Here is a 12534-nt window from a genome sequence, read left to right as displayed (position 1 = left end):
CCCACCGGGCCGTACGATGGCGGCGATCCCATGGCTGCCTCCGAAGACCGTCCCCGCAAGCTGCTGCTGGTGGTGGACGCACCCTCCCTGCTGCACCGCAACCACCACGCGCGGGCGCACACCCGGATGACCGATCGGGCGGGACGCCCCGTCTGGGCGCTGCACGGCATGGTGTGCCAGATCCTCGAGGCCATCGACGGGTTCGCGCCCGACGCCGTCATCTTCGGGCTCGACGACCGCACCGCGTCGCTGCGCCGGGACTTCTATCCCGACTACAAGGCGGGGCGGGCCGAGAAGGACCCGGCCCTCGTCGACCAGCTGGAGCGGGCAGGGGCCCTGCTCGACGCCCTGGGCCTCGCCACCCTCACTCCCCCGGGACTCGAGGCCGACGACGTCAGCGCCTCGGCCGCCACCTGGGCGCGGTCCCACGGCTGGGACTGCGTCATCGTCACCTCCGACCGAGACGCGTTCGCGCACATCAGCGACCACACCCGGGTGCTGCGCCTGATCAACGGCGGGCTCAGCGGGTCTCCCCTGCTCACCCCGGCGCGACTCGTCGCGATGTACGGCGTCGCCGCCGAGCACTACCTCGACTTCGCCGCCCTGCGCGGGGACGCCAGCGACAACCTGCCCGGCGTCACCGGCATCGGGGAGAAGACCGCTGCCCAGCTGCTGACCCAGGCCGGGCCGATGCGCAGCGTCTGGGCGGACATCGACCGGAACGAGGGACGCGTCGTCGCGGCGACCCTGGACTCCTGGGCGACGGAGACGGGCTCGCGCCGGATGGGCGCCACCGTCGTCCGCCGACTCACTGCCCCCGGCGCCCGTGAGCGGTACGACTTCAACGTGCGGATCATGTCCGGCCGCGATGACCTGGACCTCGGGCTGACTCCCGACGTTCCCGGCACCCCCGGGTTGCTCCCGCTGGACCCCCACCGCATCCACACGGTCGTGGGCTATCTGGGCGTCGAGGCGACCACGTCGCTGGCGATCCGGGTGCTCAGCACGGACCCGGCCTCCGCGGCATTGCACGCAGACCGGTAAATTCACTGGGTGCCCGACAAACGCCCGCGCCGTACCTTCGCAGTCATCAGCCACCCCGACGCCGGCAAGTCGACGTTGACGGAGGCCCTCGCGCTGCACGCGCGGGTCATCACCGAGGCCGGCGCCGTGCACGGCAAGGGCGACCGTCGCGCCACCGTCTCGGACTGGATGGCGATGGAGAAGGCCCGCGGCATCTCGATCACGTCCGCGGCGCTGCAGTTCGTCTACCGCGACCACGTGGTCAACCTGGTCGACACCCCCGGTCACAGCGACTTCTCCGAGGACACCTACCGCGTCCTGTCGGCGGTCGACTCGGCCGTGATGCTGGTCGACGCCGGCAAGGGCCTCGAGCCGCAGACGCTCAAGCTGTTCAAGGTGTGCGCGCTGCGCGGCATCCCGGTCATCACCGTGATCAACAAGTGGGACCGGCCGGGCCTGTCACCGCTGGCCCTGATGGACGAGATCGAGCGGCAGATCAAGCTGCGCCCCACCCCGCTGACCTGGCCTGTCGGCGAGGCCGGCGACTTCCGCGGCGTCCTTGATCGCCGCACGGGCGAGTTCGTGAAGTACACGCGCACCGCCGGCGGAGCCACCCGCGCGCCGGAGCGCCGGATGTCGGCCGACGAGGTCGAGGACGTCGACGCCGAGGCGTGGTCCGCCGCGAGGGACGAGCACGAGCTGCTCACCCTCGACGAGGCCGACCACGACCAGGAGCGGTTCCTCGCCGGCGAGACGACACCGGTCATGTTCGCCTCGGCGCTGCAGAACTTCGGCGTGGCCCAGCTGCTGGACCTGCTGCTCGACCTGGCGCCCGCACCCAGCGCGACGCCGGGCGTGGACGGCACGGTCCGCCGGGTCGAGGACGACTTCAGCGCGTTCGTCTTCAAGGTGCAGTCGGGCATGAACAGCTCCCACCGGGACCGCATGGCCTACGCCCGGGTGGTGTCGGGAACCTTCGAGCGCGGCATGATCGTCACCCACGCCTCGACGGGCCGCCCCTTCGCCACGAAGTACGCCCAGTCGCTGTTCGGCCGCGAGACCAGCGCGGTCGAGGAGGCCTCCCCCGGCGACATCATCGGTTTCGTCAACGCGCAGGCGCTGCGGGTCGGCGACACGGTGCACCTCGGCGACAAGATCGAGTACCCGCCGGTGCCCAGCTTCGCCCCGGAGCACTTCATGACCGCGACCGCCCGCGACATCGGCCGGTACAAGCAGTTCCGTCGCGGCATCGAGCAGCTCGACCAGGAAGGCGTCGTCCAGGTCCTGCGCTCGGACCTGCGCGGTGACCAGAGCCCCGTGCTCGCCGCAGTCGGCCCGCTGCAGTTCGAGGTCGTCGAGGAGCGGATGACCAACGAGTTCAACTCGCCGATCCGCCTCACCCGCCTGGACTACCAGGTGGCCCGGCGCACCGACGCCGAAGGCGCGCAGGAGCTGCGTGGCTTCCGCGGCTGCGAGGTCCTGCAGCGCACGGACGGCACCTACCTGGCGCTGTTCATCGACAAGTGGCGGGCCAACAACGCCGCTCGCGAACACCCCGACGTCCTGCTCGAAGAGCTTCCCGCCGGCGGCAACTGACACCTGCTCTCAGGCGGCGCGGGGTTCCTGCTTGGTGAACCTGGCGTGGCGCCTGGGTCTCTGCTCTGGGTCGATGCGGGGTGGCGGGATGATCTCGGGGATCCCGTCGGCACCCATGCGCGCTTCCCACTCGCCCTCGTGGACCAGGAAGTGGTGGAAGTGGCACAGCAACGCTGCGTTGTTCAGGTCTGTGGGTCCGCCTTCTGACCAGAAGCTCAGGTGGTGCGCCTCGCACCAGGCTGGTGGCCGGTCGCAGTCGGGGAACACACATCCCTTGTCCCGGACGGCCAGGGCGAGGCGCTGGTGGCGGTCGTAGAGGCGCTTGGTCATGCCGTGGTCGATGACCCGGGTTCCGTTCTCCAGATACAGCGCGACGAGGTGCGCGTTGCACGCCAGCCGCTGCGCCTTCCTGGCTGACATGTGGGTGCCGGAGGTGTTCTCGGCGACGCCCTGCCCGGTGCGGAGGTCGTCCACGTCCACGGTGACCGCGACGGTGGCGGCCAGGCCGCCAGACTGAGGGAGCGCGCCGGTCGGTAAATGGGTGATGAGCTCGGTGAACGCGTGCCCGAGCTTCTGGTCACGACCCAGCGCCAACCAGTCCTGCGCACCCATGCCGTGGTGCTCGGCGTTGGCCGCCGTCCGGCGCGGGGCGATGATCCCCTCCAGCGCAGCGCGCAGCGTGTCCGCATCGGCCTGCGGGATGATGAACGACCCCCTGGTGGTGCCGTCACCGCGGTCCTTGACCGACATGCGGGTGGCGTCCCAGGCCTTCTGCTCCTGCTTGCGCAACTGCTCCCCGAGGTGCTCGTCCGCGCCGTCTGGGTCGATGACCTCCAAGACGCGGTTCGCGAGTCGCTTCAGGTCGTCCAGGCCGTATTCGCCGGCCAGGCGGATCAGATGCGCCTCCGCATCCGCGCGCTCTTCGTCACCACACCAGTCCGGCAAGCTGTCGATGGCCTTCATGATCACCGCCGCCTGATCCGTGGACAGGTCACCGGCTGCCCAGGCCGCCTGGCTGGCCTGGACCCCGCTCACCCGCGCGAGACCGACGAGCTTGGCGGCTTCGCCCTTGCTGATCCCCGTCGCACCCGCCAACCACACCGTCGTCGACGTCGCGCCGTCATCCTTGGCCAACCCCATGTCGTCCGCGCAACCCGCCAACCGCGACAACGCCGCATCCAGGCACGTCCGCGCCTTCACCACCGCGACGGCGACCTCACGAACCTCGCCGCCGGTCAACGCCCAGGGCTCGAGCGCAGCCAGATCATCTCTGACCGATGACAGTTGATCGAGGATCATGGACGGACTCCGAAGCGACTAGAACGTATGTTCGATTCTATCGGAGTCCGCCCGTGACCACAATGGTTCTGCACACGAAATACCCTGATATGACAGGATTTTTCAGCCCTGCTTGGCATTCACCTCGTACGACGTGTTGGTCGACTCGAAGAAGTTGACCAGCTGCAGGGTGTCGTTGGCCGTGGCCATCCACTTGGCCGGATTCGCCGCGTTGTAGTGCGGTTCGAAGCCGAGCTCCTCCAGCCGACGATCGGCCAGGTAGCGCACGTACTGGTTGATGTAGTCCGCGTTGAGGCCCAGGATCCCGCCGGGCAGAAGGTCCCGGTTGTAGGCCTCTTCCATCGACACGGCGTGCAGGATCATCTGCTGGATCTCGGCGGCGAACTCCTGGGTCGCGACGTCCGGGTTCTCCTCCAGCACCGTCAGGATCAGGTTGATGCCGAACTTGAGGTGGAGGCTCTCGTCGCGCACGATCCAGTCGATCAGCGAGCCGAAGTTGCGCAGCAGGTTCCGCTGCCGAAAGCTCAGCGCCACCATGAATCCTGAGTAGAACCAGATGCCCTCCAGGATGACGTTGTACGCCACGAGGTTGCGCACGAAGTCCTGCTTGCCCTCGGTCGTGGAGATGTCGAGGGTCTGCTCGGTCATCCGCCGGATGTAGTGGATCTCGAACTCCTCCTTGGCCGCCATCGAGGGCACCGACACGTGGGAGTCGTAGGCCGCCGCACGGTCGATCGGGAACGTCTCGAGCACGTACTCGAAGCTCATGCAGTGATTGGCCTCCTCCCACATCTGCTTGGCCAGGTACAGGTGGCACTCGGCGGCGTTGACGTACGGGTACACGCCGAAGGCCAGCGCCTTGTTGACCAGCAGCTCATTCGGGTTGAAGTAGCTCATCAGGAACGTCAGCGCGTGACGTTCCTCCTCGCTCATGCGCTCGAAGTCGGCCAGGTCCTCGCCGAGCTGGATCTCGTTCGGGAACCAGGTGTTGGCGACGGCCTGGTCGTACAGGTCCATGGCCCACTGGTAGGTGACGGGCTTGAGCAGCAGCCCCTCCTGGATGCCGGTGCCCAGGATGCCCCCGCTCACTGGCACGACTCGCAGTTCAGTCGCTCCTGCGGGTCGACCGGGCAGGCGGCACCGTCCACGACCTCGAGCTCGGCCACGGGGGCGGCGACCGCCCCGAACCCGCGACGCGGCGCTCCCCCGGCTGGCGTCTGCTGCGCAGCCTTGTTGACCTTGACGGTGCTCTGCTCGGCGGTGTGCCGCGGCATCATGTGCAGGTAGTACGTGGTCTTGACGCCCATCTCCCACGCCTTGGCGTAGAGCTCGACCATCTCCCCCACGTCCCGGCTCTGCAGGTAGATATTGCGGCTGATGGCCTGGTCGATCCACTTCTGCGCACGGGCCGCGACGTTGACGAATGCGTACGGCGAGAGCTGGAAGCTCGTGCGGTAGATCTCCTGCAGCTCGGCCGGCACCCCCTCGACCTTCGACAGGTCCCCCTGGTGTCGCAGCAGATCCTCACGGACGCTCTCCCACAGACCGAGGGCCCGCAGATCCTCGACCAGGTTCCGGTTGACCTCCAAGAACTTGCCCGAACTGGTCGCCCGGCTGAAGATCTGGCTGAACTGGGGGTCCAGGCCCGGCGTCGTCCCGGCGACCAGCCCGATGGACGCCGTCGGCGCGATCGCCATGAGGGTGGAGTTGCGGATGCCAGCCGACACCTTGCCGCGCAGGGCGTCCCAGTCCAGGCGCGTCGTGCGGTCGACGTCGACGGGCACGCCGCGGTCGGCCTCCAGCAGGTCGAGGGAGTCGATCGGCACCATGCCCTGGCTCCAGCGCGATCCCTCGAAGTTCGGGTAGGCGCCGCGCTCGCGGGCCAGATCGGCCGACACGTCGATGGCGTGCCAGCTGATGAACTCCATGACCTGGTCGATCAGGTCGTACGACTGCTCGGACTCGTAGGAGTACCCGAAACGCTCGACGACGTCGGTGAAGCCCATGACGCCGAGGCCGAGGGCGCGGTTGAGCTCGTTGGAGTGCTCGGACTCGGGCACCGACGAGATCGTGATGTCGATGAGGTTGTCGAGCTGACGCACGGCCAGGCGGGTCGACTCGGCCAGCCGCTTCCAGTCGACGCGGGCCTGCTGGCGGCGCCCGGTGACGTGACGGGACAGGTTGATCGAGGCGAGGTTGCAGACGGCGACATTGTCCCGATCCTGCGGCAGCGTGATCTCGGTGCACAGGTTCGACAGGTGGATCGTGCCCGTGTTGTGATTCAGCGCCCGGGTGTTGATGGTGTCCTTCCACGTCAGCCACGGGTGCGAGCTGGCCTGCAGCGACACCAGGATCGCTCGGAACTGCTCGCGGGCGCGCATCTTCTTGTGCCGCAGCCGCCCCGCATCGGCCATCGCGACGTACTCGGCATAACGCGCAGAGAAGGCCGCGCCGTACAGCTCGACGAGGTCAGGCACGTCGAGCGGGTCGAACAGGTACCAGTCCCGGTCGTCCTGCACCCGCTTCATGAACTCATCGCTGATCCACACGGCGGTGTTGGCGGTACGGGTGCGGCGGTACGGGTCGCCGGAGTTGGCGCGCAGGTCGAGGAACTGGGCGAAGTCGAGGTGCCAGTTCTCCATGTAGAAGCACAGGGCGCCGAACTTCTTGCCGCCGCGGCTGATGGCACGCAGCGTGGAGTCGATCGTGTGCATGAACGGGATGGGCCCGGTGGACGCGGTGTTGTTGCTGCGGATGGGCGAGCCCTCGGCGCGCAGCCTGGACACCGACATGCCGATGCCGCCCGTGCCCTTGGTCAGCCACATGACGTCGCGCACACTCTTGGCGATGTGCTCGATGTCGTCCTCCATCTGCATCACGAAGCAGTTGGAGAGCTGGCTGTAGGACGTCCCGGCGTTGACCAGCGTCGAGCCGGCCGCGAGGTACTCCAGGCGCGACATCTTGTCGTAGAACGCGACGGCTGCGGCGGTGGGATCGTCCTCGCCCAGCGACAGGCCCATCGCGACGCGCATCCAGAAGAACTGCGGCACCTCCAGCGGCGTGCCGTCGGGCTCGCAGATCATGTAGCGGGTGCGCATCGTCTGTGCGCCGATGTAGCGGATGAGATCGTCGCGATCGGGGTCGAGCGCGGCGCCCAGCACCTCGAGATCGAACAGCTCGGTCAGGCGCGGGTCGAGCAGGCCCAGCTCGACACCGCGCAGGACCGAGGCGACGAAGGCCGGGCCGTGGAAGGCGTGGACCTCGTCGCGGCTCACGCCCTCGCCGAAGATCTTCTTGTACAGCGTCTTGACCAGCAGGCGCGACGCGATCGTGTCGAACGCCGGGTCGTCCTTGACGTTCTGCAGAGCAACCTGGATCACCGCTTCGTCGAGCTGTTCGCTGGTGATGCCGTCGAACAGCGTGATCTCGAGCTCGGCCTGCAGCTGCGTGACGCGGGCGACCTGGTCGTCGAGCCCGGCGCTGGCCTCTTCGATGGACCTGGCGATCTCGTAGCCGTCGTACGGTGCGCGCGTACCGTCGCGCTTGATGACAGTGATGGTCATGCGGTTCACCCCTCGTGAACTGGTGCGTGGACGCAGTCCGAGCTCGAGGGGTGACGGAGACGGGACGACACAGCGACCCTGATCCCCTGACCTTCCCACGAGGTCGCGGACCCGAACCGTCGTCTGGACGGCGCGGCACTGGCAGGTCTTCGGACTCATGGGCCAGGCGGTGCCGGAGCACCGCCGCCTACTGTTCGTCGCTTCCCAGGCTTGCGCCCAGTGCTGATGACGAAGGTCGTTCCCACTTACCGCTGCGGGGCAGTCCCGGATTTCCACCGGGTTCCCTGTTGCCACGACTCCCCTGGCTGAGGAGGCGAACCAGCTGCGGGAGTCACTGTATATGGAAACCACATCGGTGTAACCCCCCACATGTGGGGTGCCGCAGGTGCCCCTAGCACGCAGTGCTGCGATCGCAGGCGAGGGACCGGGATCCAAGCCCGCGACCCCACCCACCAGAATGTTGTCATGTCAGACCGCATCACGTGCCCCGTCCTGCGAGCCCGCATCACGTCCGCGCAGGCAGCCGCCGCGCTGATCAATGACGGCGACAACGTCGGCATCAGCGGATTCACCGGAGCGGGCTACCCCAAGGCGGTTCCGGCCGCGCTGCACGACGCGATGGTGGATGCGCACGGCCGTGGCGAGCAGTTCCGCATCGGACTGTGGTCGGGTGCCTCGACCGCGCCCGACGCCGACGGTGTCCTCGCCGAGGCCCACGGGGTCTCGACCCGGCTGCCCTACAACTCCGACCCGACGATGCGCTCGTTGATCAACCTCGGCGAGGTCGACTACGTCGATGCCCACCTGAGCCACTCCGCGCAGCACATGTGGTTCGGGTTCTACGGCAACCTGGACGTCGCGGTGGTCGAGGTGACGGCCGTGCTGCCCGGCGGACTCCTCGTGCCGAGCAGCTCGGTCGGCAACAACAAGACCTGGCTCGACCAGGCCGACCGGATCATCCTGGAGGTCAACAGCTGGCAGCCGCGCGGGCTGGAGGGCTTCCACGACATCTACTACGGGACGGCGCTTCCTCCGCACCGCCGCCCGATCGAGCTGACCGATCCGATGCAGCGCATCGGCGAGCCGTACCTGCGCATCGACCCGGAGAAGGTCGTGGCGATCGTCGAGACCGACCGCCCGGACCGGAACGCGCCCTTCAGCCCGCCGGATGAGAACTCGGCCGCGATCGCCGAGCACGTCGTGGACTTCCTGCGGCACGAGGTCGCCGCCGGCCGGATGCCGCCTGAGCTCCTGCCGCTGCAGTCCGGCGTGGGCAATGTGGCCAATGCCGTCCTCGCCGGTCTCGGCGACAGCGAGTTCACCGACCTGGTGGCCTTCACCGAGGTCATCCAGGACGGAATGCTCGATCTGCTCGACAACGGCACGTTGCGGGCCGCGTCCTCGACGTCCTTCGGCCTGTCCGATGTCGGCGCGCGCCGGTTCATCGACAACATCGACACCTACAAGGGCCGGATCCTGCTGCGCAGCGAGGAGATCTCCAACCATCCCGAGCTGGTGCGGCGCCTCGGCATCATCGCCATGAACGGACTGCTCGAGGCCGACATCTACGGCAACGTCAACTCCACCCACGTGATGGGCAGCGCCATCATGAACGGGATCGGCGGCAGCGGCGACTTCGCCCGCAACGCGTTCTTGAACTTCTTCCTGACGCCCTCGACCGCCAAGGACGGGGCCATCTCGGCGATCGTGCCGATGGTCAGCCATGTCGACCACACCGAGCACGACGTCCACGTCATCGTCACCGAGCACGGCATCGCCGACCTGCGCGGCCTCTCGCCGCGCGCCCGCGCCGAGCGCATCATCGAGCGCTGCGCGCACCCGACGTTCCGGCCCGCCCTGCTGGACTACACGCAGAGGGCCTGGACCGAGCGCCCGCGCGCCCGTCACACGCCCCACCTGATGGGCGAGGCACTGAGCTGGCACCAGCGATACCTGGAGACCGGCAGCATGTGAGTGCGCCCGGTCCCCGGGGGTCACCACGCCATGGCGAACCAAGCTGCCGCCACCGCGACGATCAGCAGCGCTGCGTTGAGGCCGGTGTCCTTGGCCTCCCCGCGGGACAGGTGCAGTCCGGCCGCGAGGACTTGGAGCACGGCGAACCCCGAAGCGGCCGCGATCGCCAGCCATGGTGCGATGCCGGTCGCCGGCGGCAGGATCAGCCCGACGGCGCCCAGGACCTCGACGACACCGAGGGCCCGGACGACCGGCATCGGGACAGTGTCGACCCACCCCATCATCGGGGCGAGCTCCTCCTGGCTCTGGGTGATCTTCTTGCCGCCGGCGTAGAGGTAGAACACTGCGAGCAGACCCGCAAGGATCCAGTAGGCGATGGTCATGAGCGCTCCGATGGTTACGAGTGGTAAGTGGCATCATCATGAGTGACAATCAGGACCCGTACAAAAGGCACACCGGTGTGCCTGACCGTGGGAGAGCCGATGTCCAGCTATGAGAAGACCTGCCTGATCCGCGGCGACGGAGGCCGCGCGATCCGCAGCATCCTCGACCGCATCGGCAACAAGTGGACCCTGCTGGTCGTCGCCACGCTCGAGGGCGGGAGCATGCGGTTCACCGAGCTGCAGCAGCGCATCCCGGGGGTCTCCCAGCGGATGCTGACCCGCACCCTGCGCCTCCTGGAGCGCGACGGTCTCGTCACCCGCACCGTCCACGCCGAGGTGCCCCCGCGCGTCGAGTACGAGCTCACGGCAACCGGCCGCACGCTGATCGCCCCGGCTGTGACGCTGGCCGAGTGGGCCGTCGAGCACAATCCGGGCATTGAGCGCAGCCACACCTCGTTCGACGCCCGCGCTGCGCAGCCACCCCCGGACGTCGGCTAGACTTGGTGGCAGTTCCGAGCCGCCCTATCTAGCGGTTTCGGGCTCAACGTCCCCGGCCGCACCAACGGCGCGGGGACACTTGCTTTCCCGGGCGAGATGTCCGGCTACGCCGGTTCCGCCGGGTTGTCCTCGGCGAGCAGCGCCGTCAGGCTCGGGCGGACGCGGAACAGCTCATCGAGCCCGGCGATCTTGAAGATCGCGACGACCCGGCGGGTGGGCGCGACGATGCCGATCGTCCCCTGGCGCAGCAGCATCTTCTTGCGGGCCAGGACGAACACGCCCAGCCCGACCGAGTCGACGAACGTGACGTTCGAGAGGTCGAAGACCAGACGCTCGGCACCGTCGTCGGTCACCTGGGTGACGACCTCACGCAGCCGGGGGGCCGTCTCGATGTCCACCTCACCGGCCACGTCGATGATGACGTGGTCATGGTCGTGGCGGACGTTCACGTCCAGCTGCTGCGTCATGTCGGCTCCCGAGGCATCGTCTCGCCCGCGAGGAGTGCGGCCGAGCTGTCCGATCCTAGCCAAAGCCAGCTGGGAGAATCGAGACCATGGCCCTGAATGACGTCCGCAACCTCAACGACCAGTGGATCGCCACGTGGACGCACCTCCGCGGCATCGAGGCGAGCGAGCTGGACGGCTGGCCGCTGGTCCACGTGGGCTCGCCCAGCCGGGAGACCGAGCTGGTGTGCGTCGAGCCTGGCGTCGACCGCTTCCTGGAGCTCATGCGGCACATCGATGGCGACCCGCGCGCGATGCTGACGGTCGCCGCCCACGACGTCGGCCCCTATCTGACGGCCCCTCGGCCGGCGAGCGTGCGGCTGGACCGTGACGACGAGGCACTGATGTCGACCCACCTGGTCGACCTGCCGGTGCCGCCACTGGAGGCGGACCTGACGTTCCGCTGGGACGTGGATGACCACTCCGTGACGTACACACTGGAATCGGGAACGTCCGTGGCCGCTAACGGAACCGTCGCCGTGCTGGGCCAGGTCGCGACCTTCGACCGCATCGAGACCACGCCGGCCTTCCAGCGCAGAGGACTCGGCCGGCACGTCATGGCCACGCTCACGGCCCAGGCCATGGGGCGCGGAGCCACCCACGGGGTGCTCGCCGCCAGCGCGCAGGGGCGCCCGCTCTACACGAGCCTGGGATGGCAGACCCGCCTGGAGATGCTGTCGCTGATGGGCGCCTGAGCTCACAGTCCTGCGGTCCTGCGGCACACCTCGTCCCACGGCGTGGGTTCCATCGCGAAGTGCGTGCGCGCCGCGGAGTCGTCCAGGACGTAGGGCCGCTCCCACTGGTAGGCCAGGTCTGCGATCTCGCGGGCCATCGGAGCGAACCGCGACCCCAGTCGCAGCAACGGCGTCGGGATCGCCGACACCTTCGGAGCCGGACGGTCCAGGACGGCCATGACGTCGGTCAGCGCCTGCTCCTGGGTGCGGGGCGGATTGCTCGGCACGTGCCACAACCGGCCGTGGGCGGAGCTGTCGTCCGCCGCCGCGACGAGCAGCCGTGCCGCGTCGAGGACGTCGGTGAACGTGTGCGGCTGGTCCTTGCGGCCGACGACCCAGGCCCGCTTGCCGGCCAGCATCCCCGGCAGCTGGCGAGTGACGTGCCCGTTCTCGCCGACGCCCGAGCCCACGTAGTCCGAGCCGCGCACCTCCACCGCGCGGATGCGCCCGGCGTCGTGCAGCGCCTTTGCATCGGCCCACATCCTGGCCCGCAGGACGCCCTTGTGGTCGGTCGCCGCATCCGGCAGCGCCTCGTGCATCGGACCGACGACCGGGCCGTACGGATACAGGTTTCCGGTGATCGCGTACACCGCACCGGACCGCTCGGCCGCGGTCAGCAACGAGGCCGCCAGCGGCGGCCACGCCGTGTCCCACGTCGTGTAGTCCGGCGGGTTCGCGCAGTTGTAGAGGGCGGACGCACCCTCGGCGGCCGCGCTCAGGGCGTCCGGGTCGGAGGCGTCGAGCTGCCGGTGCGTCACACCGGCAACGCCGCTGTCCGAACCCGAGCGTGTCGCCACGACGACCTCGGCTCCTCGTGCGGTCAGCAGGTGCGCCACGTGCCGGCCGACCGGCCCGGCACCGACGATGAGATGGCGATCGGTCATGAGTGCTCCTTCGAGTGAGAAATGACTCACTGCCACAATGGGGCAATCAGGCCTCGTTAGAGGTTCAATGACCTGAT

The 12534-nt window shown here is 68.5% G+C and carries 11 protein-coding genes and 1 riboswitch; of the genes, 5 read left to right on the top strand and 6 right to left on the bottom strand.

The window, feature by feature from the left end:
• Positions 1–30: 30 nt before the first annotated feature.
• Positions 31–1044 (top strand): 5'-3' exonuclease, encoded by a 1014-nt coding sequence (locus NQV15_RS06480; protein WP_232398946.1) that lies wholly within the window; start codon positions 31–33, stop codon positions 1042–1044.
• A 9-nt stretch (positions 1045–1053) separates the two neighbouring features.
• The gene (locus NQV15_RS06475) at positions 1054–2619 is read left to right on the top strand and encodes a peptide chain release factor 3 (RefSeq protein ID WP_232398944.1); all 1566 of its coding nucleotides are present in this window, start codon (positions 1054–1056) and stop codon (positions 2617–2619) included.
• Positions 2620–2628: 9 nt separating this feature from the next.
• On the opposite strand, the gene NQV15_RS06470 is transcribed toward NQV15_RS06475, so the two are convergent.
• The 3 genes from NQV15_RS06470 to NQV15_RS06460 form a co-directional block, all read right to left on the bottom strand.
• On the bottom strand, positions 2629–3918 hold the full coding sequence (locus NQV15_RS06470) for an HNH endonuclease signature motif containing protein (RefSeq protein ID WP_232398942.1): 1290 nt from the start codon (positions 3916–3918) through the stop codon (positions 2629–2631).
• A gap of 102 nt (positions 3919–4020) precedes the next feature.
• Positions 4021–5007, bottom strand: coding sequence for a ribonucleotide-diphosphate reductase subunit beta (locus tag NQV15_RS06465; RefSeq protein WP_232399797.1), 987 nt, complete (start codon positions 5005–5007; stop codon positions 4021–4023).
• Positions 5004–7481, bottom strand: coding sequence for a ribonucleoside-diphosphate reductase subunit alpha (locus NQV15_RS06460; protein ID WP_232398940.1), 2478 nt, complete (start codon positions 7479–7481; stop codon positions 5004–5006). Before NQV15_RS06460 ends, NQV15_RS06465 begins: the two co-directional genes overlap by 4 nt.
• 123 nt (positions 7482–7604) lie before the next feature.
• Positions 7605–7819, bottom strand: a riboswitch (cobalamin riboswitch).
• A 127-nt stretch (positions 7820–7946) separates the two neighbouring features.
• Here NQV15_RS06460 and NQV15_RS06455 point away from each other — a divergent pair.
• Positions 7947–9455 (top strand): acetyl-CoA hydrolase/transferase family protein, encoded by a 1509-nt coding sequence (locus tag NQV15_RS06455; protein ID WP_232398938.1) that lies wholly within the window; start codon positions 7947–7949, stop codon positions 9453–9455.
• A gap of 20 nt (positions 9456–9475) precedes the next feature.
• Here NQV15_RS06455 and NQV15_RS06450 read toward each other — a convergent pair whose 3' ends face one another.
• On the bottom strand, positions 9476–9838 hold the full coding sequence (locus NQV15_RS06450) for a DoxX family protein (protein WP_232398937.1): 363 nt from the start codon (positions 9836–9838) through the stop codon (positions 9476–9478).
• A 99-nt stretch (positions 9839–9937) separates the two neighbouring features.
• Between NQV15_RS06450 and NQV15_RS06445 the strand changes: the two genes are divergently transcribed.
• Complete coding sequence (locus NQV15_RS06445) at positions 9938–10336, top strand: winged helix-turn-helix transcriptional regulator (RefSeq protein ID WP_232398936.1); 399 nt, start codon at positions 9938–9940, stop codon at positions 10334–10336.
• Between the two features lie 104 nt (positions 10337–10440).
• Here NQV15_RS06445 and NQV15_RS06440 read toward each other — a convergent pair whose 3' ends face one another.
• A complete protein-coding gene (locus NQV15_RS06440) occupies positions 10441–10803 on the bottom strand; it encodes an STAS domain-containing protein (RefSeq protein ID WP_232398935.1) in 363 nt (120 codons plus the stop codon).
• Between the two features lie 86 nt (positions 10804–10889).
• Between NQV15_RS06440 and NQV15_RS06435 the strand changes: the two genes are divergently transcribed.
• Complete coding sequence (locus tag NQV15_RS06435; RefSeq protein WP_232398930.1) at positions 10890–11534, top strand: GNAT family N-acetyltransferase; 645 nt, start codon at positions 10890–10892, stop codon at positions 11532–11534.
• Positions 11535–11536: 2 nt separating this feature from the next.
• On the opposite strand, the gene NQV15_RS06430 is transcribed toward NQV15_RS06435, so the two are convergent.
• Positions 11537–12457, bottom strand: coding sequence for an NAD-dependent epimerase/dehydratase family protein (locus NQV15_RS06430; RefSeq protein WP_232398929.1), 921 nt, complete (start codon positions 12455–12457; stop codon positions 11537–11539).
• Positions 12458–12534: the final 77 nt, after the last annotated feature.

The sequence above is a fragment of the Aeromicrobium wangtongii genome (assembly GCF_024584515.1).
Taxonomy (GTDB): domain Bacteria; phylum Actinomycetota; class Actinomycetes; order Propionibacteriales; family Nocardioidaceae; genus Aeromicrobium; species Aeromicrobium wangtongii.
Note: the sequence above shows the minus strand (reverse complement) of the source record. Positions and strands in the feature narration are given on the sequence as shown.

Excerpts from the sequence above, each read along its gene's own strand:
- NQV15_RS06480 (WP_232398946.1), top strand. The coding sequence starts at position 31 with ATGGCTGCCTCCGAAGACCGTCCCCGCAAGCTGCTGCTGGTGGTGGAC.
- NQV15_RS06470 (WP_232398942.1), bottom strand. The coding sequence starts at position 3,918 with ATGATCCTCGATCAACTGTCATCGGTCAGAGATGATCTGGCTGCGCTC.
- NQV15_RS06460 (WP_232398940.1), bottom strand. The coding sequence starts at position 7,481 with ATGACCATCACTGTCATCAAGCGCGACGGTACGCGCGCACCGTACGAC.
- NQV15_RS06455 (WP_232398938.1), top strand. The coding sequence starts at position 7,947 with ATGTCAGACCGCATCACGTGCCCCGTCCTGCGAGCCCGCATCACGTCC.
- NQV15_RS06450 (WP_232398937.1), bottom strand. The coding sequence starts at position 9,838 with ATGACCATCGCCTACTGGATCCTTGCGGGTCTGCTCGCAGTGTTCTAC.
- NQV15_RS06445 (WP_232398936.1), top strand. The coding sequence starts at position 9,938 with ATGTCCAGCTATGAGAAGACCTGCCTGATCCGCGGCGACGGAGGCCGC.
- NQV15_RS06440 (WP_232398935.1), bottom strand. The coding sequence starts at position 10,803 with ATGACGCAGCAGCTGGACGTGAACGTCCGCCACGACCATGACCACGTC.
- NQV15_RS06435 (WP_232398930.1), top strand. The coding sequence starts at position 10,890 with ATGGCCCTGAATGACGTCCGCAACCTCAACGACCAGTGGATCGCCACG.
- NQV15_RS06430 (WP_232398929.1), bottom strand. The coding sequence starts at position 12,457 with ATGACCGATCGCCATCTCATCGTCGGTGCCGGGCCGGTCGGCCGGCAC.